A 22517-nucleotide genomic window follows, 5' to 3' on the forward strand; every position below is an offset into this window, starting at 1 on the left:
AGGATCGCGTCGTTGACGACGTCGATCCAGTTCTCGCGGAGGTACTCCGACAGGCTCAGACCGTGCTCCTCGGACGTCGCGGGGGCGGAAAGTCACCCCCAGCCCAACACGTCCGCGTGGTCCTGTCCACCGCCGGGTTGATCCTCTTGGCCGTATGCAACTCGTGGGTAGGTTGGTTAACCTCCGCCCGTGAGAATCCTGGGTGTCGTGCTCACCGTGCTCTCCGCGGTCGGTTTCGTGGTCGTTCCCGCCCCCGCCGCGTCGGCCGCGGGCGACCCGCCGGCCTTCGCCGGACCGCTCAGCACCCGCGGGCGGTACATCGTCGACGCGAACGGCGACCGCTTCAAGCTGAAGTCCGCCAACTGGCACGGCGCGAGCGGCACCTGGACCGGCTCGGGCGACGTCAACGACCCCGCCAACCACCACGCCGGCGAGATCGCCTACCAGACCCCGCTCGGGCTGGACCGCGCCTCGATCGACACCGTGATCGACGGGCTCGCGCAGCTGGGCCTCAACAGCGTCCGGCTGCAGTTCTCCAACACGATGATCCACGACACGCGGGCAGTGCCGGACCTGCCGGCGAACCCCGGCCTGCACGGCCTGACGCCGCTGCAGGTGTACGACCGCGTCGTCGAGCGGCTCACCGCGCGCGGGTTCGCCGTGATCCTCAACAACCACACGACGACGTCGCGCTGGTGCTGCGGGCTCGACGGCAACGAGCGCTGGAACACCGCGCAGAGCGAGCAGCAGTGGCAGGACGACTGGCTGTTCATGGCCCGCCGCTACGCCGCGAACAAGCGCGTCGTCGGCGCCGACCTGTACAACGAGGTGCGCCGCAACACCTTCGACGACCCGAACTGGGGCTGGGGCAACGGCACGGACTGGCAGCGGGCGAGTCAGCAGGTCGCCGACCGCATCCTGACCGAGGCCAACCGCGACCTGCTGATCATCGTCGAGGGCATCAACTGGACCGGCATTCCCATCGACGGCTTCGCGCACGGACGGCCGACGCTGGAGCCCGCCCGCACGCTGTCGCACACGCTGATCGACTCCGGGAAGCTCGTCTATTCGGCGCACTTCTACGGCTACACGGGCCCGAACCACTCCGGCGCGACCGGTATCGGCGAGACGCACGACCCGCGCTACCGCGACCTCTCGCCCCAGGACCTGCGCGACACCCTGTACCGGCAGGCGTTCTTCGTCTCCGCGGAGACCGGGAAGCACTACACGGCGCCGCTGTGGATCAGCGAGTTCGGCGAGGGCCGGAACACGACCGACCCGGCGTCGCGCACCTTCTTCGAGAACTTCGTGAACTACCTCGCCGAGACCGACACCGACTTCGCCTACTGGCCCGCCGTGGGCTTCCAGACGAACGGGAGCGGCGACGGGTGGTCGCTGCTCGCGTGGGACGCCGCCGGCCACCGCATCGACGTCCTCGACGGCACCGACTGGCGCGGGCCGGCCTGGCAGCGGCTGGTGACCGCGCCGTCGCGCGCCGGGCAGGTGGCGCCGGCCGAGCACTGGTCGATGCTCAACCTGGACTACGCCGACTTCCAGGAGTCGCGCGCGGTCCGCGCGCTCGGCGACTGGGATCCGGGCGCGCGCAAGGGCGCCTGCCCCGACGGCCAGCGCCTCACCGGCCTGGCGCACACCGGCGGCCGCGGGCTCTGCACCGGCACACTGCCCACGCCGACGTCGTACACCACGGTCCGCGACGAGTCCTATGTGGACACCGACTGGGCGTCCGGGTACACCAAGGCGCAGTGCCCGCCGGACCACGCCGTGGTCGGCTACAGCGTCCGGGGCGCGGCGGTTTCGGCGGTGCTGTGCGGCCGCTCCCCCACGACGCTGGGCCGCACCGGCCACACGGTCTGGTTCGACCGCGGCGACAACCGCCCGGCCGGCGACCCGGGCGGAGACTTCGCTTCGGGCAACTACAAGGGACAGTGCGCACCGGGCGAGTACGTCGCCGGGGTGGCGTACACGGGCCGCATCGGCTCGAACCGCACACCCGACGCACTGCTCTGCCGCGGCTAGGGTCGCGCGTCGGGAGCGCGCGGGCTGGGCCCTTCAGCCCACGCGGTTACGGAGGCAAACGATCGGCTCTCGGCCCGGCCGTCACGCCGGGGACGTGAGGCGCTCCACGATGTTGCGGCGCCGGTAGGCGACACGGTCGAAGGCCGGTGGGCGGCCACCGGCTCGACCACGGCGCAGCCGGTTGGCTCGTCGGTCCCGGCGTTCGGGGATGGTCGCCGGGATGCGGCGTCGGCGCAGGTATTGAGTCCACCGCGGGACCGGCCGATGGCATGATCACCTGGCTCGCTCTGCCCGCCGCAGGATCCGCTCGCCCCCTGTGCGAGGCGCGGGGACACGGCGAGCGCCGGCGGCGTGCTGATGCGCCCGCACGATGCCGGAATCGACCGACACTGCACGGTCGAGTTCGTCGATCGCCCCGGGCGAGCACCTGCACCTTCGCCACCAACGCGGACAGAGTGCCGGTGCGCGACCAGCCGCCAGAACCGGTTGTAGACGGTCATCCACCCGCGGACGCCCCTTCAGACCACCCGCACCCGCTTTGAGGACAGGCCCTAGGGCTGTTTCAGGAGCTTCGGATCCGCGGGTACCTTTGACGGCGGCTGCGATCCCGGTGCCGCAAAGACGGGCGATCGGGTGCCGGACACCGGGAGTTTCCGTCACTCGCGCCCGTACCAAGCATGGTCGGCTCCCGGCCCGAACGTCACGCCGGGGACGTGAGGCGCTCCACGAGCATCCGGCGGACCTCGTCCGCCGTCTCGGCGCCGGCCGCCCGGGTGACCGCCTCGGTGACCGCCGGCACCAGCTCGGCGATCAGCTTGCCTTCGAGCGCGGCCGCGAGCTGGTCGGGGTCGACGGGGTGCGCCGAGCTGTCCGTGATCAGCTTCGTGACGGCGTCGAGCGAGGAGGCCAGCGCCGCGACCTTGGCGTCCAGGTCCTTGACGAACTGGCCGTAGCTGCGGCCGTCGGCGGTGTCGAAGACGTTGGCCCACATCAGCTGGTCGAAGTCGTAGTTGGTGAACGGCATGGCACGCTCCGGGTCTAGGTGGTTGGCGGTGTAGGACTCGTCGAAGTCGACGGCGCCCGCCGAGCCGGGCAGGCTGCCGCTGCTCGTGTACTGGTGGACGTCGTAGCGGCCCGGGTACCGGGCGGCGCCGGGGGCCTCCGGGCGAGCACCGTACCGGGCGATCACGATGACCAGGTCCGGCACGTCCCACTGGTCCGGGCGCAGCGCGCCGGCGAACGACGCGTTCATGTAGACGGCCGGCCGGAGGCCCGCCGCCGCGACGCGCCGGCAGAACGCGGTCCCGAAGTCCCGCGCCCCCGCGTCCGGGCGGAACGGGGCCTCGAGGTCCAGCATCGGCGAGACACCCAGCGCGCCGAGCCGCCGGACCTCGCCGAGCAGCAGGTCGGCCTGTGCCTCCGGGCCCAGGGTGAGCTGGGCGTAGTGGTAGCCGCCGACGGGGATCCCGCGCGCCTTCGCGCCGGCCACGTGGGTGTCCGGCCGGTAGACCACGCCGCCCTCCGTGCGGGTGTAGGGCGCTCCCCCGTCGGAGACCTTGACCCACGCGAACGCGAGGTCGGTCACCTGGTCCCAGCGCAGGCCGCGCTGGTAGAACGGATGGACGTCGGTTCCCCTGGCCATGGTCGGTTCTCCCTTCGGATCACGTGCCGGTCATCGGCCCGGGTCGAGCGTGGCGACCGGGCACGTCGGCGCGACGGGCCACCGGTTGCCGGTCGAAACGATCGACGGCGGGAACCCGCCCGGTGCGCGTTGCGAGCACTGCAGCGATCGGGCGGCGCCGCGGGCGGAGTTCAGCGCGACGGTGACGCCGTGGAACGGTTCGGGCCGCGAATCCAGGCGGACGGCGGCGAAGTAGGGACTCGCGCCCGCCACGGTGTTGCCCGTGATCATCACGTCTTCGATCGGCCCGCTGATCCCCTGCAGCGTGATTCCCGAGCCGTCGGGAGCGGCGCCGGTGAACGTGATGTCGTTGTCGCGCACGCCGATCTCGCGCACCGAGTCGCCGTAGATCCCGTCCGCGTTGCCGTCCAGGGCGATCGTGTTGCCGGTGACCGTCACCTGGGCCGGGATCCCGCCGCTGTGCGGGGTGATCCGGATGCCGGGGCCGGACACGCCGTGACGCCGGATGATGTTGCCCGCGATCTTGTCGCCGGTGGCGACGTTCTGCGCGTCGACGACCCCGGCCCCGCTCACCGCGGTCACGTCGAACGTGTTGTCCGCGACGACGACGTCCTCGGTGCGGTACAGCGAAAGTCCCTTGCCACTGAAGGTGTTCCCGGTGATCGTCGCGTGCCGGTAGGACGTCAGCGAAGCGCTGAAGTTCACCGTCGAATCGGCGAAGGAGTTCCCCTCGAGCCGCAGGCCGTCGTCCCAGTCGCCGCCGGTGGCTTCCCCGTCGAAGGCGGTGTCGCCGATCTGCTCGCCGAAGTGGTTCCCGAGCACCGCCAGCGAGACCACGTTGCGCTGCACGCCGATTCCCGAGCGGGCGCAGCTGACGAACGACCCGCCCGCGATCGTCACGCGCTTGACCGCGGTGGCCGGGGTGTTGCCGAGCACCCGGATGCAGTCGCCCTTGCGCGCCCCCGGTGCCGACGGGTGGGCGAAGACGACGTCCCGCACGGTGACGTCGGTGACCGGCATCGAGCAGGTCCCGTTCGCCGTCGTGCAGACCCCGGAGCCGATCGCGATCGCGTGCGTCTGCTCGTCGGTGTTGGTCGCGCCGGAGGTGTCGATCATCAGCCGCTGGACGGTGACGTCGCTGGCCCCCGGGTCGAGCGACACCACCGCGACCGCGCTGGCCTGCTGGTCTCCCACCAGTTCGAGCACCGAGCCCGGCCCGGTGCCGGTGAGCGTCACGTGGGCACCGTGGGTGGACAGCGCGGCGAAGCGGTCGTAGGAGCCGACCGGCGCGCGGGACACCCGCCACCGCCCGCTGCCCAGGCACACCGTGCCGCCGCCCGCGGTGCTCGCCGCGTCGAGGGCGGCCTGGACGGGCGCCCGGTCGTCCACGCCGTCGTCCGGCACCGCCCCGAACGCCGCGGGGTCGAAGCACCCGCCCGCCCCGGAGCCGGCCTGGGGCACCGCGGCCGCCGCGGTGCCGATCGACAGTGCGGCGATCGCCGTGGTCACCAGCAGAGCCCGCCGTCGTATTCGTCTCATGCGTGCACCTCTTTCCTTCACCAGAACAAGATCCAGCGGTCGTCGAGCCGCACGCCGTGCCCCTGGTGGGTCACGCGGCGCTGGCCCGGCGCAAAACAACGGGAGCTGGAAATCCGGTGCCACAGCTCGGATTCCGTGAACAGCATCGTGCCGGTGCGGTAGGGCACCGTGATCGGCTGACCACCGCCCCGGCGGCCCGGCGGGGCGCCCGGCGCGTCGGCCTCCAGGTCCATGCCGCTGCCCCCGTCCGGCAACGCGAACGGCACGGTGAAGTTGACCACCGCGGTGATGTCGGCCAGGCGCGCGAACAGGGCCGGCACCTGCTTCTCCAGCGCGTCGATGTGCCAGCCGCCGCCCTCGAAGTCGCCGGGGCCCGCGAAGTCGAACAGGTGGAAGCCGGGGACCGCGAGCTCGTCGGCGTACACGACCGGCAGCCCGTACCGGTGTTCGAAGAACGTCGCGACCCGTTCGTGCACGAGGCGGAAGTGCTGATACAGCAGGCGGTTCTCGGCCCGCGCGCGAGCCGCGTAGTGGTCGAGGCGCGCGCGGTTGCGGTAGAGCGGCTCGCCGATCGTGGCCAGGCCCTTGCCTCCCTCCGTGCTCCAGCAGTCGTGGCGCAGCTCGGCCGGCACGCCGTCCACGGCGGCGACGACCTCGGCGACCTCCGCCGGGGTGAACAACTCGGCGCTGTGGACGCACGCGCCGCCGAACCTGATCTCTTCGACGTACTGGGTCGCCGTCATCGGGCATGCTCCTTGCACAACGCCGCCGCGGCCAGCAACCCGGCGATGGCCGCCGCGATCGGCTGGCCGGTGTGGGATTCGTAGTAGGTGAAGCCCGGCGACGGGTTCACTTCGAAGCAGTACCATTCGCCGTCCGGGGTGCGGCGCAGGTCGATGCCGGCGACCGGCAGCCGCAGCCGTCTCGACAGGTCGAGACAGCGCGCGGCGACCTCCGGCGGCAGGTCGGCCTCGGTGAGGACCGCGGCGGGATGACCCTGCAGGCGCGCGTAGCGGTAGTCGTCGGCGTCGCTGTTCACCTCGGCGGCGAAGAGTTCGGTACCCACGACGTGCACCCGCACATCGGTGCCCGGGACCTGGTTCTGGAACAGCGTCGGGCAGTTCGCCACGTCCGCCAGCCGGGCGGCATCGGCCGGCCCGACGCACCGCACCCGGCTGCGCACCCCGCTGGCCGACTTGACGATGACCTTGCCGTGCTGACGGACGAACCCCGCGACCCGGTCCGGATCGTTCGTGACGAGCGTCGCGGGCACGAGGAAGCCGGCCGCGGCGATGGCGCGCAGCTGGTAGGCCTTGGACCCGTTGCTCGCGGCGGCTTCCGGCCGGTTCAGCACGAAGGCGGGAGTGCGATCGGCCCACCCGTTCAGCGCGAGGTCCACGCCGGCGGCGTGCCCCCATTGCGGCGACGACCGCGGCCGCGAGCGCAGGACGGACAGGCGGGTGCTGTCATAGGGGCGCACGTAGGCGGCCCGCACGCGGTCGAGGTCGAACTCCTCGTCGCCGGCGGTGACGGTGGTGCGGCCCCGCCGGCCGGCATCGACGCGCACGGTGGTGTCGAGGACGCGCCGCTGGTCCAGGAAGCGGACGGGGGCGCCGAGCTGGCGTAGCTGGTCCAGGACGGCGGCGATCGGGTGGTCGCGGATCAGGCCCCACAGGAGGATGGTCATCCGGCCACCTCCACGGGATCGTCAACCGGAAGCAGGGCCGCGAGGGCATCGGCCACGCGCGGCTCGCCCTCGTCCGGCCGAGCCGGGATCTCCCGCAGCTCAGCGGGATCGCCAGCCGGAAGCAGGGCCGCAAGGGTATCGGCCACGCCCGGCCTGCCCACCTCCACGAGATCGCCGGCCGGAAGCAAAGCCGCGAGGGCATCGGCCACCGCGGGGTTGCCGACGTCCGGCCAGGCCGAGATGTCCCGCACCGCAGCATGCGGTCCCGGGCCGGACACCGCCGCCGTGAGCAGGGTCGTGCCCGCCAGCCTGGCGAGTGCGCACAACCTCGCCCCGAGCGCCGGGTGCACGTCACCAACGCACACCTCCCCGACCACGTGCGCCTGAACGCCGTCAACCCACTCCGGCACCTCGACCGGCGTGTCGGCAAGGCCGAGCCGACGATGGACTTCGGCCCGCAGACCGACCGACACCGCCGCGTCCGCCCACTGTTCCGGCGACCACGCCGGGCCGTTGAGACTCCTCGGGCCGGGTGGGTTCAACACCGGCGCCGGACACGCGTCGAGCCACGCCAGCAGGAACGCCGTCAGCTCGGCCGCCGCGTAGTCGCGGTCCACCGGGTGCACCCTGGACAGGTCGGTGCGGGTCAGCCAGCCCAGCCGGTTCACCACCCCCGTCACCGGGATCGGTGTGCCCTCGGCGGTCGCCAGCTCCGTCTCGACCCCGCCGTCGACCGAGACGTCGAGGCGCCAGCACCAGTGGTGCAGCTCGGCGACCGTGACCAGCAGCGCCCGGCTCCCCCACCGCTCGGCCAGTGCGCGGGCGGAGACGTCGTGACCATGGGCGAGGATCAGCAGCATCAGTTGTCCTCGTCCGGGTCGGCCAGTGCCCGGCCGCCCACCTCGGGGCGGTCCTCCAGCGAGATGAACGTGCGCTCGTCACCGTCGTCGGGGTCCGGGTCGGGTGCCGGAGAGCCCGGCGGGGTGAGTCCCGTGAGCTCGGTGTTCTCCTTGTCCCCGTCCTTCGGGCTCTTCTCGTGCTCCTTGCCGTCCTTGTGCTCCTTGGGCTGCTCCTTGCTCTCCTTGTCGTCCTTGCCCTCCTTCTCCTTGCTCTCCTTGTCCTCCTTGGTCTCCTTGCCCTCCTGCTTCTCCTTGCCCTCCTTGCCTTCCTTGTCCTTGATGCCGTCGAGCCGCGCGTCGATCTGGGTGATCTTCACCTGCAGCTCCTGGACCACCCCGAACAGCTCCAGCCGCAGCTCCTTCATGCAGTTGCTGACGGTGCGCAGCGCCTCGGCGACGCCGGCGAGGTCGTCCTCGATCGCGTGGAACCGGTGGTTGAAGCCGAGCTCGGTGGGGGTCTCCCCGGCCTGCACGACCGTCACCCCGTCGATGAAGTCCGGGTGGACGAACCCGGGCTCGAAGTGGACCTCGCACTGGGGTGCCAGCTGCGGAACCTGGGTCTGGAACACGAACGGCGGGGTCACCTCCGCCGCGGCCAGGCCGGACGACCGGGCGATGGCCCGCCCCAGCACCGCGATGACGTCGTCCTCCGCCACGCCCGCGCCGCGCAGGGCGTCGACGATCGTGCGGGCCGGCACGCCGTAGACGTTCTGGTCTCCGCTCATGAGCTCTCTCCTTGTCCTGCCTGCGCGGAGCGCGCCAGGCGGTAGTGCCGGTAGGCCCGGGCGGCGGCGATGGTCAGGACCGTGGCCTTGCCGGAGCCGTCCACGTCGACGTGCCGCCGCCGGATCGCGAACGTGTCGGCCCGCACGCCGACTGGAGTCACCAGCTCCACGATGTTGAGCAGGTGCTCGTACTGGCGCAGGGTCAGCAGCGCGCCGTCGGGCAGCGCCGGGCGCCATTCGTACGTGTCGTTCGCGCCGGTGTGCGGACCCACCACGCACGAGACGACGCTGATCCCGTCGTTGGCGACCGGGATGGTGACCGCGGCACCCCGCCGGCCCGACAGCGTGGCCGACTGCGTCCCGAGACCGCGCACCTGCCAGCGGTGGACCAGGGTGTGCTCGCCGGCCAGGTTGCTGCCGGCGAGCGGGAGCCCCGCGACCCCGAACATCAGCGCGAGCGTCCCGGCGCCGGTGGCCAGCGCGACGACGCTGCTCGCGCCGGCCGCCGCGGCCGTGGTGAACAACGGGCTCAGCAGGGCGGGGTTCGCGATCACGGCGGCCGTGCGCGGCGCCCCGAGGTCGAAGAGCACGTAGTCGCGGGCGGACACGCTGCCCAGCTGCCGGACGAACGCGCCGACGTCGACCACCTTCGGCACGCCCCGGGCGCCCAGCGCGGCGTCCAGCCCGGTGACGGTGCTGGTCGGCCGGGCGCCGGCCAGCACCGCGGCGGGGTTCGCGACCGGGGTCAGCTGGGCGCCGGCGAGTGCGGTGATCACGGCGACCACCGGCACGTCGTGACCGGGGTCGGTGGCCGAGACGAGCCGGGCGGTCAGCGCCAGCGGGGCATCGCCTTCGTTGTCGGGTACGACGTCCACCACGAGCGGACCCATCGGCGCGGTGCTGACGAACACCGTGCCGTCGGCGTCCCGCTCGACCGTGCGCAGGCCGCACGCCTTGAGCAGCCACGCCCCGGCCGGGTCCGCCGACCTCGGCTGGGGCACCAGGTTCGGGTCCTTCAGCTGGGTCGCCGCGCTGACGGCCGCGTCGAGCTGGGCGGCGACCGGCGCGGCGAGCTGGACGCCGAACCCGAGCTCGAACCGCGACCCGCCGTCGTTGTCCTGTCCTTTGAGGACACGGGGCCACGGCCGGGCGCCCAGCTGCCGGCACCGGTCGTCGAGCGTGGTCAGCGCTTCGGCGACGGCGGGCGCCACGGGCTGGAAAGGCTGCACCTGCCAGGTGGCGAGCGCCGCGCGCCGGACGTCGACGCGGGCCACCTCGGCCGGGGGCAGGAGACGGTCGCCATGGGCGTCGTCGCCTTCGGTGCTGCCCGCCGGCCAGACCAGGTGCACGCGCCGGATCGCGTTGAGCAGCAGCGCGATCGTGCCCGGCGAGCCGGGCGCGACCAGGCGCAGCGCGATCAGCTGCTGGTCGACCGACTCGTCGACGGTCACCGGGCCCGGCACGCCGACGTCGGCGAGGAAGCCGCCCGCGCCCAGCGCGGAGCCGATCCACGGCGCGCTGGGCAGCCGCACGCCCCGCAGGACCCGCAGCCGGGCCCGGTAGGACGCGTCGTCTTCGCGGGCGCCGGGTGGCTGGAGCGGACGGGTCGCCGGAGTCTGCTGGTCGGCGTCCCAGAACAGCTCGTCGGAGAACCGCGGGCAGGACAGGTCGGCGCCGACGCGGTCGAGCGCGGCGCCGCTCGCCACCTCGAGGGTCCGCATCGCGCGCAGCTGCCGCGCGGTGCGCCGGATCCGGCCCTTCTCGTCGAGCAGGACGGTGAGCAGCCGGCCGAGCACGCCCTGGACGAGGTCGAACCGGACCGTGGCGACCAGCTCCGCCGCGCTGAGCCCGGTGCCGAGCTCACCGCCGCGAATTCCGCGCACCAGCAGGGAAAACGGCGCGACGACGTCACCCTTGCCGACGGGCGGGACCGCGGCCACCAGCGCGGTGCCCGCGGCGGTGTGCGGCGCGAACGTCACCACCGGAAGCGTTTGCGGGGTGCCGTTCCCGGACTTGAAGGCGAGCAGGATCGTCAGGCCTTGGACGTCCACATCGGACAGTACGGTGCACAGCACCAGAGCCTTGCTGGTCTCGATGTCCACGACGGCCTCGGCCTGCCCCGGCGGGCCGCCGGCCTTCAGCGTCAGCGGGTGTGGCGTGGCCGCCGGGGACAGCGGGCCGATCAGCTCGGCCGCCGCGGCGGCCAGCACGCCGGCGCCGAAGCCGGCCGGGTCGAGGAGTGGGCTGGTCGTGGTCATCGCTCACCGCACCGTCAGTCGTTCGGGTGACTCGACGAAGACCGCGATCTCGTCGGCGCCGAGCGTCAGGTTCTCGTCGAGCGCGAGCACGTCCGGCTCGGTGTCGGACTCGCCGCCGGACCCGACGGTGTCGACCGGGAACGGGAAGCGGACGAGGAACAGGCTGGTGACGTCGACGACGCCGGGTTCCGCCATCATCGCCGCGGACAGCGCGGCGGCCCGCACCGGTTCCGAGAGCCCGAGCCCGTCGGCGACGCCGCGCAGCCGGGCCGCCAGCCGCTGCTTGAGCGCGAGCGCGCCGGGGCTGAGGTTGCGGCCGGCGACGGACCCGGACGGCAGGGCCAGGCCCGAGGTCACCACGTCGGCCTGGATCGTGAAGAACACCTGCTCGGCCCGCACGACGTCCGGGAAGATCCCGACCGGGCGGACGTCCCGGATCGCCTGCTGCACCGCCGCGCGCAGGCCGGACGCGCCGTCCCAGACCGCGGCCTCGGTCGGCGCGACCAGGACCGTGATGAAGAACGGCGACGACATGTCCCGGTCCGCGGCGAACAGCCGCTCGAAGAAGGTGAACTGGCCGAAGATCGACTGGGACAGGTCGAGCCCGCCCCACCCGTCCCGCACCGCGACCTGCCGCACGCCGGGCACCAGCGCCACGGTGGCCGCGATGGAGTCCGCCGTCCACACCGACCTCGGCGCGTTGAGCAGCAGCGCGCGGTAGCGGTCGTCGCCGAACTGCGCGTTGCCCCCGGTGAGCGCCTGCGTGTGCTGGACCCGGACCAGGCCCTGGCCGGTCAGCGACGCCCGGTCGGGGAAGCCGGCCGCCACGTCGGCCGCGAACATCGCGGCGAGCTTGGTGTCGGCGATCTCCCACCGGTCGATGCGCTGCGGGTGGACGCCGCCGGCGTCGGTGACGGCGGGGTCGAGGTTGCCGACCGGTCCCGGGTCGAAGCTCGTCACCGGCACGGACGCCGACGTCACGCCGGGGGTGAACTCGACCGCGGCGGCGAGCGCGACGCGGTGCCCGCCCGGCGTGGACAGCCGCGAACCGCGCGGCAGCACCAGTTTCGGCACCCCCGAGGGCAGTGCCTGCGCCAATGTCAGCGTGACGGATCCGGTCGAGGTGAGGAACGGCCGGGGGATGCCGAGCTCCCCGCCGAGCTCGGAAAGGGCGCGACCGCGTGCGGTACCGACGAAGCTGTCGTCGTACTCCGCGGCCAGCGCCGCCCAGGTCCGCGCGTCCTCGAGGGCGGTGACCTCCAGCAGCTTGCGCAGGACGCTGCCGCTCGAGAGGTCGATGGCCGGGTCGATCAGCTGCTGCGCGAGCGCGATCTTCTCGGCCAGCAGCCGGGTGAACGGCTTGGGCAGGAACCCCGCGTCGGTCACGCCGAAGGTGCCGCTGCCGGTGGACCTCGTGACGGAGTCGTCGACGGCGAGGACGTCGGTCAGGTCGATGCTGCTGTCGGAGCTCATGGCGTTCTCCCTGTGGTGCCGGACGCCACGACGCCCGGGGTGTCGATGGCGCCCCACTCGGCACCGGTGGCGAGGCCGCCGGTGGCCAGCGTCGCCGGGTCGCCGGTGATCGCTTCGAACGAGACGGTGATGTCGAAGGACCGCGAAGCCCGGCCTTCGGTCGGCGCCGGCGTGGTCAGGTCGACCACGCGGCGCACCCGGGGGTCGGCGGCCACCATCTCGATCACCGCGGCGCGCAGGCCTTCCCTGGCGAGCATCGGCGAGGTCTGGCGCACCAGCGGGGTCAGCCCGAGGAAGCCGAACCGCACGTTGAACGGGTCGCTGCCGCGCAACGTGGTCAGCCCGATCGCGAGGTCCTGGCAGAGCGCGTCCACGCCCTCGACCAGGTCGAGGTCGACGCCGGTCGCGGTGGCGCGCAGCACCAGGTCGCGGGCGGTGTCCGCCGGGCCGGCCAGGTCGGCGCGCGGGCCGAACCCGAGCAGCTGGCGGCGCCGGACGGCGGAGTCGTCGCCCGGCGGGGGCGACGGGAGGGCAGCGGTCATGGTCGTTCCTTCACGAAGCGGTGAGCTTGGTCTGGCCCGCGGCGACCGTGACGGTCTTCGCCGGGTCCGGCGGCGGGGCGGCCGGTGGGTTCTCGGTGGTCGCTTGCAGTGCGTCGAGCAGCACGTGCGCGCCGCCGACGGTCAGCGACTTCGAGAACCCCTTGTTGGGTTCGGGAGCCGACGTCGTCTTGCACGGCGCGGGCGGGCCGCCCGGGGGAAAGAGGCACCCGGCGTAGGGAACGGGTGCGGCGGGTGCGGCTTCGGCGAAGAACAGCACGGCCTCGCCCTCGACCGTGAACTTCGCGTCGGTGCTGGTCAGCGGGCGGACGCCCTGGTGCGCGCAGGTGAACGCGCCGGCGATCGTGACGGGGAAGGCCATCAGCTCACGTCCATCGTTCCGCCGCTGAGCGCGACCTTGACGTCCTTGGCCTTGAGGTTGATCTGCCCGTCGCCCGCGTCGAACGTGATCGACGAGCCGGTGACCGACACGCTTCCGTCGGCCTGCAGCAGGATCCGCGCCGACGGGCCCGAACCGGGCTTGGTCTCGATCAGGACGCTGCCGGCCGGGCCGCCCGAGTCCGGGTCCGGCCGCCCCGGGACGTTCGTCAGGTTCGCGGGCTCGTCGACGACCCGAAGGACGAACCGCGCCGTCTCGATGACCCGGGTGCCCTTGCCGTCGATCAGGTCGTGGGTCGCGGGGCCGTCCGGCGGCTTTTGGTCCACTTCGGACGGTGCCGTGCCGTCGCGCGGCAGGTGTTCGGCCGCCACGACGTTCGCCGGCAAGGCCAGCCAGTAGTCGCCCGCCTCGGCCGCCGGACCCGCGTTCACCGCCCAGACAGCGCCGACGTCCACGTACTCCCCCGGCCCGCCCGCGCCGTCGACCAGCAGTACCCGGGTGGCCGGGTAGCGCGGCAGCACCAGGCCGAAGTTGCCCCACGCGAACGGGGTCGCGTACGGCACCCGGTGCGCCTCGGCCGGCACGTCCCGCGAGGTCGCGGCCCGCTGCGCGGTACTCCCCGAGCCGTCACCCGGATCGCGGGAGACCCAGAAGTCGCTGGTGTGCCGGGTGTCCGTGGCGCCGGCGGCCACGTGGTCGTGGACGAGACCGACGTGGGAGCGGGCCCGCTGGGCGACGCCGGCGGTGAGGTTGGCCGTCGCGCTGCGGAGGCTGACGGCGAAGGTGTGCGCCGGGTCCGCGGCCGGCTCGCCGATCGGCGGCGCCGCGCGGACTTCCGGCGCCGGGGTGCGGCCGCCGAGGTCCCACCCGTCGTCCCCGCCGGCCAGCACGAACGCCTTCGCGACCGTGACGAAGCCTTCCTCGCGGGAGATCCGGTGGGTGACCTCGGTGATCCGGCACCGCACCGGCGTCGGGTCGGGGGCGAGATCGCCGAAGGGCCGCGTGTTCAGCGAGCCGAGCAGGGTCGCGCCGACGCTCGGCGGCTCGACCTGCGGGAAGTCTTCCGGCGGCAGCTCGACGACGAGCGTGTCGCCCGGCTTCAGGTCCGGCCGCCCGAGCGTGGTCACCGACACCGTCAGCCGGGACTGCGGCGCGTCCGGCCGGTCGCCCGCCGCCTGCTCCCGCGCCCGTGGGGAACCCCGCTCGATCGAGAGCAGGCCGCTGTCGTCGTCGAGGTGCCGGACCACCGGCAGCTGCGGTCCGGCGGCGCTCGCCCACACCCCGACGTGCAGGACGCCGTTGCGGATCAGGGCGAGCGGCTGGCCGTAGAGCCGCAACAGCTTGCGGGCCTGGTCGTCCAGCACGCCGGTCAGCGCCTGCAGGCAGGTGCCGTGCCGGACGGGGATCTCCACCGGGGCGAGCACCGTCGGCGGCGGCTGGAAGTCCGCGAGGCCGTAGTACCGGACCAGCCGCACCCCGGCCGTCTCGGCGATCGCGCCCACCGCCTCCTGCAGGCCCGGCTGCGGGACGGGGTCGACGCCGGTGCCGGACAGCCGGGCCGTCACCAGCTCCCGCCCGCTGGCCACCACTTCGAAGCGACGGGGGCCCGGGCGGCGCCACAGCCGGTCGACGCGGATGACGGCGACCAGGCTCAGCGGCGGCGGGTCGGGGGTGATCGCCCCGAGCGGGTGGTCGAGCCCCGTGAAGCGGGCCAGGTCGCCGGCCACCCCGGTCGGCGAATCCTTCCACCACAAGTAAAGCGACGCCGCCAGGTGCTGCTTCTCGCCGACGTGGATCTGCTGGTAGTCCGCGTCCGTCATGCCCTCGAACACGACCTCGTACGAGCCGCCGGTGAGGTCGGCGGGCAGCGCGGCCGAGACCGAGCCGGCGTAGGTTTCGCTGCCGATCGTGGCCAGCGGCTTCCCGGACTCCTCTTCGAAGAACACGACCGCCCAGGCGGGCACCGTGCCCGGCGTGACGTCGGGGCCTTCCGCGGTCGCGATCGGGGTGCTGAGGGTCATCGGTGACCTCCTTCGGGGTCTCGGGTGTTCAGGCGTTCAGGATGGGAATGCCGGGGTCGCCCACCGGGCGGGGCGGGCCGGTGTCGGGCGCCGGGCCGAGATCCCGCCAGCGCAGCGCGATCCGGCTGTCGAACTGCCCGGGGCTGCGCAGCGTGCCGATCGTGACGACCAGCAGGTCGACGGTGATCTCGACGACCGCGACGGCGCCGAGCCGCAGCGCGAGCGGCACCCCGGCCACCACCGGGACCGTCTCGCCGATCACCCCGCCGGACAGCAGGGTCAGCCGCGGCCACGCGGTGCCGGGATCGCGGGCGGCCGCCGGGTCGCCCGCCGTCCGCGTGTCGAAGACGACGGCCTGGGGGTCGGCCGCCAGGACGCTCCTGGCGACACCGAGCGGGACGGCGAGCACGAGACCGCGCGCGCCGTCGAGGTCCACCCGGACCGGCAGGCCGGAGGTGAGCTCCTGCTTGAGCACCCGGGGCGCCGCGGGTCCGCTCGACGGCACGTCGGGGCCCGGCAGGGACGGGACGTCGAAGGGCGGCCGGCTGATCAGCCCGGGCAGTACGGGAAAGGTCATCGTCGCCCTCCTCAGATCGGCAGCGCGTCGGTCAGGGCGCCGACCCCGACCGAGGCGACCTCGAGCAGCTTGGCGAGGCTGCCCGGCCGGGGCAGGTGGAGCAGCTGCATGGACACGTCGATCGCCTCGCGCCGCCCGGCGGCCTGGGTGAAGGTGAGCGACTGGACGGCGAGATCGGTGCGGATCGTGGCCGCGGTGATCAGCACCAGCCCGCCGACCGCGTTCTTGGTCAGCCGGGACAGCGCGGTGCCCTGCCGGCTGGACTCGGCCAGGTTCTCCAGCGCCACCTTCCAGGCGAACCGGGACGGGCCGAGCAGCACGGCGCTGAAGGACAGCGTGTCGTCGTGGGTGACGACGGCGATCCGGCGCCGGCTGCCGCCGATCTGCGGCACGAAGTAGGTCGAGGCGATCGACAGCTGGGTGACCGCCCAGAGCGGAACCGGCACGATCCCGTCGGACAGGATGGCGCTCGGCGTGTGCAGGCCGGGTTCGTAGCCGCTCACGGGGCACTCCCTTCGGGTGCGGGCAGCTCGATGCGCCGCTCGGGCGGGTAGGGGCCGGGCTCGTCGAGGTTGTCGAAGGCGAGGAACTTGCGCGCCGCGCCGGTCAGCCAGGACAGCGCGCCGCCGGCGTTGGTGACGCTGCGCCCGACGCCTTTGCGGGCGAGGATCTTGCCGATCCGGCGCTGCACGGGGTCGCTCTCGATCTGTTCCCGCGTCATCCGTGCGACGTACGCGCTCACCTCGGCCGACGCCTCCGCCGCGCGCTGGAGCGCTTCGGCCAGCTTCGGCGGCGGTGGAGTGTCCTCGCGGTTGAGCCACGTGCCGAACTCGGCGACGTCGGCCTCCATGTTGGCGGCGATGTTGCGGATGAGGCTGCTGACCTCACCGAGCCCGTGGGCCGACAGTGCTTTGTTGTCGCCGAACCACACTTCCCCGGTGCGCATGTCGACCACGACGAAGTCGGTCCCGCCCACCGTCACGCCCAGGTCGGGCACCTTGACCACCCAGGCGTCGTCGGCGAGCTGGAAGGCGGCGGTGAGCTCGCCGAGCAGGCCGCGCACGTGCGACCGGGACAGCGCGCGCACGTACCGTTCCAGGGTGGCGACGGGCTTGCCCTCCTGCCGCTTCTCCACGGCGTACCGCAGCCACTTCTCGGCGAACTCGGCCAGGTGTCCCGGACTGCGCGCGGCCAGCTCGACGATGGCCGAGCTGCGGCCCAGCCGCCGGGTGATCTCGTCCTGGGTCGGCAGCCCGATCTCGGTCGCCGCGCGGTCGAGGACCTGCGCGCGCGTCCGGGCCTGGGCGCTGCCGGTCTCGCCGGGCCGGACTTCGTGCAGGGCTTCCCGGTGCACGTCGTTCAGCTCGCGCAGCGCGGCTTCGAGGTCGGTCCGCCGCTGGCCGGTGACGCCGTGCTCCGCGCAGAACCGGTCCACGAGCCGGGTGAACTCCGCGTCGCTCTCGCGGAGCACCGCGAGCCGCAGGAAGTCCGGGTCGAGGACGTTGGCCTGGTTCACCGCGTCCCGGTGCGGGGCAGGCAGTTCGCGGTACGCGGCGTGCACCCGCGCCGTCCCGATCGGGTCCCGGCCGGCGCCGAACGCGTAGTCCAGTCCCGGATTCCGGATCTCGTCGAGGGCGTCGGCGAGGTGGCCGAGCGACGCGTCGTCCATCCCCTTCTCCGTCAGCGCACGCCGCAGCGCCGCCTCGGCCCGGGGTTCGTCGCGCAGCGCGGCTTCCAGCCGGTCGGGAGCCAGCTGCCGGGCCCGTTCGACCGCGACGCGGCGTTCCGCGGGCAACGCGCGCACCCGGGCGTCCCGCTGACGGGCGGCATCCACGGGCGACGCCGGCGTGGCGTCCGGTGCGAGCCGCTTGTCCGGCAGGTTCGGCCGGTCGCGGGCCCAGCGCTGCGGGTCCGCGAGCGCCTGGAGGTCGTCGGCCAGCGCCGTTTCGAGGTCACGCAGCTCCCCCAGGTCCGCCTCGGTCAGCTCCCGCCGGAAGACCCGTTCGTAGATTTCGTGCACCCGCTCGCGCAGCTGCCGCACGCTCGCCATCGCCGCCTCGAAGTCCTGGACGTACCCGAGGCCGAGGACGTCCAGCGACGTGCCCACCGACTCGTCCCAGAGCTCGCGCACCCGGCTTTCCGGCAGCGTGGTCCGGCGCCGGACCTCCGCGAGTCCCGCCCGCAGGCTCGGGTGCTCGCTCAGCGCGGTGTGGACCGGGCTCCGCCCCGTCACGGCGTGCCTCGCCCGGCCCCGGCGGCGCGGGCCGCCTCGGTCATCACCGCGCGCAGGTGCTCGCGGGACACCTCGCCGTGCGGGTCCTCGCGCACGACCGCGGTGATGAACCGGTCGATGGCGGCGGACAGCACGAGGTTCAGGACGTATCCCTTGACCGCCTCCCGCAGGAAGGCGGCCAGCAGGTCTTCGGCGGTCGCGAGGGCGAAGATGTGCGCCACCTCGCTCCTGGCGAGCCGGATCGCGGCGATGGCCGCGGCCCGCCGCTCGGTGCCCGGCAGCGCCAACCGCGCGACGCCGGAGACGCCGCGGGCGATCGGTTTCACCAGCGGGAGGAACGCGAACGCGGCACCGATCCAGGCCGCCCACAGCTCGGCCTCCGCCTGGGCCCTGGTGATGAACTCGTCGCCGCCGAGCAGCGCCCGCTGGATCCCGCGGTGCTCGTAGGCGGTCGCCAGCGCACCGATCGCCTGGCCGGCGGGGATCAGGAACGCCGCCGGCGGGAAGAACACCGCGAGGAGCGTGATGCCGAAGACGTTGAAGAACTCCAGCAGCTCGGCCTTGCCCAGCTCGGCGGCCGCGAGCTCGTGGAGCGCGTCGACGTACACCGCCTGGTGCGCGAACATCGGCCGGAGGCGCTCGTCGGCCCGCCGGTGGATACCGGTCAGCCGGGCGCCGATCTCGTCCGTGCGGTCCTCGGCGAAGCTCGCCAGGCCGAGGGCGATCGAGCGGTCCCGGCGCACCCGCGCCGTCCGCTCGAGGTTCTCGCGCCGGACGTCCTTGAGGACGGCCGAGAACTCGGCGTCCACCGCTTCGGTGACGGCGTCGCCGGACTGCTCGCTGCGCTCGTCGTCGCGGCGTTGCGCGTCCTTGAGCCTGCTCACGACGTCCGAGAGGTCCTTGATCTTCTCGAGGAACGGGTCGACGAGGAACGCCTCGTCGCGGGCGCTGCCGATCGCGAACGCCAGCTGTTCTTCGTTCCACCAGTGGCTTTGGGCGTCTTTGGCCCAGTACTTGCCGTCGGAGAACACCACCGTGCTCGTCTCCCGCCACCCGGCCTGGACCAGGTTCGGTGCGCGCCAGGACAGGGCGGGGTTCCGGGCCCGCGCCTTCGCGGCACCGATCCGGCGGCGCAGGTCCTCGAGCTCGACACTGCGGGACAGGACGATCACCAGCAGCGCGCGGGTGAAGCGCATGTACTCGGGGAAGTTCGTGCGGTCCAGCCGCCGGTCCAGCTCGGCCAGGCTCTTCTCGAGCTGCTCCAGCAGGACGTCCTGGCAGGCCGACACGAACAGCTGCCCCACGACGTCCCGCCGCACGCGGAAGAACAGCTGGTGGAAGTGCGCCGCCCACTGTCCACTGTGGCCGGCCAAGGGGCACGGCAGGGACCGCGAGCGGTCGCCGGAGTACACCGCGTCGACGTAGGCCGCGGCGAGGTTGGTGGTGAGCACCGCGATCTCGGCCAGCCGGCGCAGTTCCGCCTGGCGGCCCCGGGTGCCGCCGCCGACGACTCCGAGGGACTGGCTTTGCCTGCCGATCTCCTGCGTGGCGACGAGGACGAACGAGCCGACGTAGCCGGCGCCCTCCGGCATCGCCAGCCGGGCGGCGATCTCGCCGATCAGCTTGGCGAAGTACGCGCGGTCGGCCGGCCACCCGGCCAGGTCGGGCTCGCCGAGGTACGGCTCGCCGAGGGTCGCCTCGTCGGCCGAGGTGACGTCCAGCGGCGGGCAGTCCTTGCCGTACTCCGCGCGCCCGGCCTCTTCGGTGAGCACCGCCACCGCCAGCGTGCCGGTGGTGATCCCGGACGGCCCCTGGTACCAGCCGACGCGCGTCGCCCCGGCGAGGAACTCGTACCACGCGCCGCTTCCGGGGAACGGGTACTTCTTCGCCGCGGCCTTCGCCCGGTCGGTCAGCTCGCGTTCGGGCACGGACTGCCGCAGTCCCGCGAGGTCCTCCAGGATCAGGTCGGCCAGTGCCGCGTGCCATTGCGCCGCGGTGGTGAACCGGCGCCAGAACCGCAGCCCGTCGGCGACGAGGGCGCCGGCCGGGCGCTCCCCGCTTCCGTCCTTCGTGAACGCGTTGAAGGGTCCGCTGGCCCGCACCACGGGCGGCCCGGTGAAGGTCACGACCCACTGCCGCGGTTTCCCGTCCAAGCGCGCGATGACGAGCACCTCGCTCGGCGGCGCGCCGTTGTACGAGGCCGTGACCGCGTTCCAGACGTCGGCCTCCTCGGCGAAGTCCCGGAGCTGCAGCTTCGTGCGCGCCGCCGGCACCGGCGGGGCCGAGCTACCGGCCGGCGGAGCCTTCAGCCGCGCGGTCGCGGTCTGGAGGCCGGCCTGCGTGGCGGCGGCCAGGTCGGCGGCCAGCCCCTGCGGCAGCGGGTCGCCGGTGAAGCCGACCGTCGTCTTGGGCGGGCCGGGGTCCCAAGCCGCGTCGCGCAGGACCGGCACGCGCCGGGCCCGGTCGGCCGCGCGGCAGGCGGCTCGGTCCGTCGCGTCGCGCACGAGGTCGGCCAGGTGCTCGAGCGGCCGCGCCGGATCGACGTCGAGCCGGACCCGGACCGGGATGCGCACGGTCGTCATGCCAGTCCTTCCAAAGCCGCGGTCAGCCGGTGGATGGTGGTGTCGGCGAGCCGGTCCGGCCGCTCCGGCGAGACCAGCCGGACCTCGACCTCGACCGGGAACTCGAGGACCAGCCCGTCGGGCCGCGCCGAAGCGCGGGCGCCCAGCGCGTCCCACCAGCCGTCGCCGGCCGGGAACAGACCGCCGGCGCCGAGATCGAGGTCGTCGGACACGGGAGATCCCCTCAGAGCGAGGCCTGCAACGGGCCGGAGGTCTTGACGCCGCCGGAGTCGGTGGCGTCGACGTGCATGGAGAAGCCGGAGAACGTCGCCTGCGGGGCGCCCATCACGGTGGCCGCGGTCGGCGACGCGCTCGTGACGACGCACCGGCTGAGCACGATCGTGGAGAACGACCAGTCGTCCCCGCTGCGCTCCTGCACCGAGATGCTGAACTCGGTCCCGTTCAGCGCCAGCGCGGTCAGCTGCGCGGTGGCCGGGCCGATCGCGTTGACCGTCAGGGAAAACGTCAGCGAGTAGGGCTGGGTCACGACGCCGACGTGCGTGCGTTCGATGCTGTGCAGCGGCTCGGCCGTGGTGGCGAACGTCGGGGTGAACGACTGGATCGGCGAGATCTCGTGGTCCACGCCCTTGTCGTCCGTGTAGTGCACGGCGAGGCGGGTGTTCCAGTTGGCTTCGGGACTCGACATTCTGGGCTCCTGGTCAGAACTGGGGGGCGAGAGTCACGTTGAGCCGGTGCACCGCGGGCCCGTACGTGATGCTGATGAGGACGGACACCTGCCGGGTCTGCCGAGCGGTGACCACCTGCGCCTGTTCGGCGGCGGTGCGGGCGCTTTCCGGCAGCGCGAGGATCGCCAGCAGCGGGATCGTGACCGAGAAGTCGTCGATCACCGCGCCCAGCTGCAGCGGGCCGAGGATCCCCTCCACCCGCACCCGCACCGACGTGAGGCCGGCCTTGGTGATGCGCGCGTCGCCGACCGTGCCGATCAGCCCGGCCCGCAGCCGGAACTCGATGTCGTCGAGCACCCGGCAGATGTCGACGTAGTTGCGCGCGGGGTCGGCGGAGAACGTGCCGCCGTCGCCCATGAACAGCCCGGTGCCGGGCACCAGCGCCGGGTCGATCAGCGGGATCACGCCCTGGCCGGCCAGCCCGGTGATCTCCGCCGGGACGTACTGCTGGGTGATCGGCACGGTGAAGCCGCGGACCTGCTTGAGCACGACGCTCGCGGCCGGGGCCAGGCCGGCGATCGCCCCCATGACGGCCGCGGCCGCGTCGGCGACCGGGTTCGGGTTCGCCGCCTCGTCGGTGGTCGCGCCCCGCGCGGCGACGAGGACCATCCGGCCGGTCGCGCTCTTCAGCGCGCCGTAGGAGTTCGCCGCCAGCACGGTGTCCACATAGGTCGCGGTCCGCCCGATGGCGGGGTCGATCATCGCGACCGCCAGCCGCCGGTTGCCCGCCGCCGACATGGTTTCCACGTGTTCCGCCAGGGCACGCAGCCCGGTCGCCGGGGTCGTGCCGTTGGTCGGCGCGCCGACCGTCGTCTCGCCGGCCAGGCAGACGAACGTGACGTCGTCCGCGGCCTCCAGGCCGGTCAGCGCGGCCGCGTAGCTCCCGGCCGCCGGCGTGCGGACGCCGTAGACCTTGCTCGGCCGCGGGTCCTGCGCGAGGACCAGGTCGAGGCTGCGGCTCAGCGGCGTCGCCGCGCCGGCCTTGCCGAACAGGCCGATCACGTCGGCGTGGCCGGTGACGACCAGCGGCGTCGACACGGGCGCGGTGACGCCGTCGGCGTTGCCGACGACCGCGACGACGCCGGGCGAGCGCTGGGCCGCCGGCACCAGCGCGCTGGTGTCGATGATGACGTCGACAAAGGGAAAAGCCGGTTGTACGAGGGTGGCCATACCGATCTCC

Annotated in this window: 19 protein-coding genes and 2 pseudogenes; 1 reads left to right on the forward strand and 20 read right to left on the reverse strand. The window is 73.4% G+C overall.

All coding sequences use genetic code 11. From position 1 onward, the window contains the following. Nucleotides 1–198 precede the first annotated feature (198 nt). Nucleotides 199–2037: a glycoside hydrolase family 5 protein gene (locus tag ACZ7OU_RS36245; protein ID WP_470259034.1), complete on the forward strand. Its 1839-nt coding sequence runs from the start codon at nt 199–201 to the stop codon at nt 2035–2037. Between the two features lie 99 nt (nt 2038–2136). On the opposite strand, the pseudogene ACZ7OU_RS36250 reads toward ACZ7OU_RS36245, so the two are convergent. From ACZ7OU_RS36250 to ACZ7OU_RS36345, 20 genes and pseudogenes are all read right to left on the reverse strand, one after another. Continuing rightward, nucleotides 2137–2280 (reverse strand): annotated as a pseudogene (locus ACZ7OU_RS36250) (IS5/IS1182 family transposase); the annotation flags it as partial. Further along, nucleotides 2274–2421: pseudogene (locus tag ACZ7OU_RS36255) on the reverse strand (IS5-like element ISMt1 family transposase); the annotation flags it as partial. The pseudogenes ACZ7OU_RS36255 and ACZ7OU_RS36250, both read right to left, overlap by 7 nt. Before the next feature lie 316 nt (nt 2422–2737). Next, a complete protein-coding gene (locus ACZ7OU_RS36260; protein ID WP_470258698.1) occupies nt 2738–3679 on the reverse strand; it encodes a glycoside hydrolase family 25 protein in 942 nt (313 codons plus the stop codon). A gap of 30 nt (nt 3680–3709) precedes the next feature. Next, nucleotides 3710–5218, reverse strand: coding sequence for a right-handed parallel beta-helix repeat-containing protein (locus ACZ7OU_RS36265; protein WP_470258699.1), 1509 nt, complete (start codon nt 5216–5218; stop codon nt 3710–3712). 17 nt (nt 5219–5235) lie between these two features. Further along, entirely contained in the window at nt 5236–5961 is a 726-nt protein-coding gene (locus tag ACZ7OU_RS36270; protein WP_470258700.1) for a hypothetical protein, read from the reverse strand. Further along, nucleotides 5958–6905: an ATP-grasp domain-containing protein gene (locus ACZ7OU_RS36275; RefSeq protein WP_470258701.1), complete on the reverse strand. Its 948-nt coding sequence runs from the start codon at nt 6903–6905 to the stop codon at nt 5958–5960. The genes ACZ7OU_RS36270 and ACZ7OU_RS36275 overlap by 4 nt, the downstream gene beginning before the upstream one ends. Beyond that, a complete protein-coding gene (locus ACZ7OU_RS36280; protein WP_470258702.1) occupies nt 6902–7765 on the reverse strand; it encodes a hypothetical protein in 864 nt (287 codons plus the stop codon). The genes ACZ7OU_RS36275 and ACZ7OU_RS36280 overlap by 4 nt, the downstream gene beginning before the upstream one ends. Continuing rightward, on the reverse strand, nt 7765–8529 hold the full coding sequence (locus ACZ7OU_RS36285) for a hypothetical protein (protein ID WP_470242846.1): 765 nt from the start codon (nt 8527–8529) through the stop codon (nt 7765–7767). The genes ACZ7OU_RS36280 and ACZ7OU_RS36285 overlap by 1 nt, the downstream gene beginning before the upstream one ends. Continuing rightward, nucleotides 8526–10787 carry a hypothetical protein gene (locus ACZ7OU_RS36290; RefSeq protein WP_470258703.1) on the reverse strand — a complete coding sequence of 754 codons (2262 nt, stop codon included), beginning with the start codon at nt 10785–10787 and terminating at the stop codon, nt 8526–8528. Before ACZ7OU_RS36290 ends, ACZ7OU_RS36285 begins: the two co-directional genes overlap by 4 nt. Before the next feature lie 3 nt (nt 10788–10790). Continuing rightward, nucleotides 10791–12260: a hypothetical protein gene (locus ACZ7OU_RS36295; RefSeq protein ID WP_470258704.1), complete on the reverse strand. Its 1470-nt coding sequence runs from the start codon at nt 12258–12260 to the stop codon at nt 10791–10793. Continuing rightward, the gene (locus ACZ7OU_RS36300) at nt 12257–12802 is read right to left on the reverse strand and encodes a hypothetical protein (RefSeq protein ID WP_470258705.1); all 546 of its coding nucleotides are present in this window, start codon (nt 12800–12802) and stop codon (nt 12257–12259) included. Before ACZ7OU_RS36300 ends, ACZ7OU_RS36295 begins: the two co-directional genes overlap by 4 nt. A gap of 10 nt (nt 12803–12812) precedes the next feature. Continuing rightward, the gene (locus tag ACZ7OU_RS36305) at nt 12813–13181 is read right to left on the reverse strand and encodes a hypothetical protein (protein WP_470258706.1); all 369 of its coding nucleotides are present in this window, start codon (nt 13179–13181) and stop codon (nt 12813–12815) included. Then, nucleotides 13181–15220 carry a hypothetical protein gene (locus ACZ7OU_RS36310; protein ID WP_470258707.1) on the reverse strand — a complete coding sequence of 680 codons (2040 nt, stop codon included), beginning with the start codon at nt 15218–15220 and terminating at the stop codon, nt 13181–13183. Before ACZ7OU_RS36310 ends, ACZ7OU_RS36305 begins: the two co-directional genes overlap by 1 nt. Before the next feature lie 28 nt (nt 15221–15248). Continuing rightward, nucleotides 15249–15797, reverse strand: a complete 549-nt coding sequence (locus ACZ7OU_RS36315; protein ID WP_470242852.1) for a hypothetical protein — start codon at nt 15795–15797, stop codon at nt 15249–15251. 11 nt (nt 15798–15808) lie between these two features. Beyond that, nucleotides 15809–16300 carry a hypothetical protein gene (locus ACZ7OU_RS36320; protein ID WP_470242853.1) on the reverse strand — a complete coding sequence of 164 codons (492 nt, stop codon included), beginning with the start codon at nt 16298–16300 and terminating at the stop codon, nt 15809–15811. Continuing rightward, entirely contained in the window at nt 16297–18030 is a 1734-nt protein-coding gene (locus ACZ7OU_RS36325; RefSeq protein ID WP_470242854.1) for a hypothetical protein, read from the reverse strand. The genes ACZ7OU_RS36320 and ACZ7OU_RS36325 overlap by 4 nt, the downstream gene beginning before the upstream one ends. Beyond that, nucleotides 18027–20612 (reverse strand): hypothetical protein, encoded by a 2586-nt coding sequence (locus tag ACZ7OU_RS36330; protein ID WP_470242855.1) that lies wholly within the window; start codon nt 20610–20612, stop codon nt 18027–18029. The genes ACZ7OU_RS36325 and ACZ7OU_RS36330 overlap by 4 nt, the downstream gene beginning before the upstream one ends. Continuing rightward, nucleotides 20609–20824: a hypothetical protein gene (locus ACZ7OU_RS36335; RefSeq protein ID WP_470242856.1), complete on the reverse strand. Its 216-nt coding sequence runs from the start codon at nt 20822–20824 to the stop codon at nt 20609–20611. Before ACZ7OU_RS36335 ends, ACZ7OU_RS36330 begins: the two co-directional genes overlap by 4 nt. Nucleotides 20825–20835: 11 nt before the next feature. Further along, nucleotides 20836–21297 (reverse strand): hypothetical protein, encoded by a 462-nt coding sequence (locus ACZ7OU_RS36340; RefSeq protein ID WP_470242857.1) that lies wholly within the window; start codon nt 21295–21297, stop codon nt 20836–20838. Between the two features lie 13 nt (nt 21298–21310). Continuing rightward, complete coding sequence (locus tag ACZ7OU_RS36345) at nt 21311–22507, reverse strand: hypothetical protein (protein ID WP_470242858.1); 1197 nt, start codon at nt 22505–22507, stop codon at nt 21311–21313. Nucleotides 22508–22517: the final 10 nt, after the last annotated feature.

The sequence above is a fragment of the Amycolatopsis sp. NPDC114505 genome, assembly GCF_055633615.1.

Bases quoted from the DNA above. Each gene is read 5' to 3' on its own strand.
- ACZ7OU_RS36260 (WP_470258698.1), bottom strand. From the start codon at position 3,679: ATGGCCAGGGGAACCGACGTCCATCCGTTCTACCAGCGCGGCCTGCGC.
- ACZ7OU_RS36265 (WP_470258699.1), bottom strand. From the start codon at position 5,218: ATGAGACGAATACGACGGCGGGCTCTGCTGGTGACCACGGCGATCGCC.
- ACZ7OU_RS36270 (WP_470258700.1), bottom strand. From the start codon at position 5,961: ATGACGGCGACCCAGTACGTCGAAGAGATCAGGTTCGGCGGCGCGTGC.
- ACZ7OU_RS36275 (WP_470258701.1), bottom strand. From the start codon at position 6,905: ATGACCATCCTCCTGTGGGGCCTGATCCGCGACCACCCGATCGCCGCC.
- ACZ7OU_RS36280 (WP_470258702.1), bottom strand. From the start codon at position 7,765: ATGCTGCTGATCCTCGCCCATGGTCACGACGTCTCCGCCCGCGCACTG.
- ACZ7OU_RS36285 (WP_470242846.1), bottom strand. From the start codon at position 8,529: ATGAGCGGAGACCAGAACGTCTACGGCGTGCCGGCCCGCACGATCGTC.
- ACZ7OU_RS36290 (WP_470258703.1), bottom strand. From the start codon at position 10,787: ATGACCACGACCAGCCCACTCCTCGACCCGGCCGGCTTCGGCGCCGGC.
- ACZ7OU_RS36295 (WP_470258704.1), bottom strand. From the start codon at position 12,260: ATGAGCTCCGACAGCAGCATCGACCTGACCGACGTCCTCGCCGTCGAC.
- ACZ7OU_RS36300 (WP_470258705.1), bottom strand. From the start codon at position 12,802: ATGACCGCTGCCCTCCCGTCGCCCCCGCCGGGCGACGACTCCGCCGTC.
- ACZ7OU_RS36305 (WP_470258706.1), bottom strand. From the start codon at position 13,181: ATGGCCTTCCCCGTCACGATCGCCGGCGCGTTCACCTGCGCGCACCAG.
- ACZ7OU_RS36310 (WP_470258707.1), bottom strand. From the start codon at position 15,220: ATGACCCTCAGCACCCCGATCGCGACCGCGGAAGGCCCCGACGTCACG.
- ACZ7OU_RS36315 (WP_470242852.1), bottom strand. From the start codon at position 15,797: ATGACCTTTCCCGTACTGCCCGGGCTGATCAGCCGGCCGCCCTTCGAC.
- ACZ7OU_RS36330 (WP_470242855.1), bottom strand. From the start codon at position 20,612: ATGACGACCGTGCGCATCCCGGTCCGGGTCCGGCTCGACGTCGATCCG.
- ACZ7OU_RS36340 (WP_470242857.1), bottom strand. From the start codon at position 21,297: ATGTCGAGTCCCGAAGCCAACTGGAACACCCGCCTCGCCGTGCACTAC.
- ACZ7OU_RS36345 (WP_470242858.1), bottom strand. From the start codon at position 22,507: ATGGCCACCCTCGTACAACCGGCTTTTCCCTTTGTCGACGTCATCATC.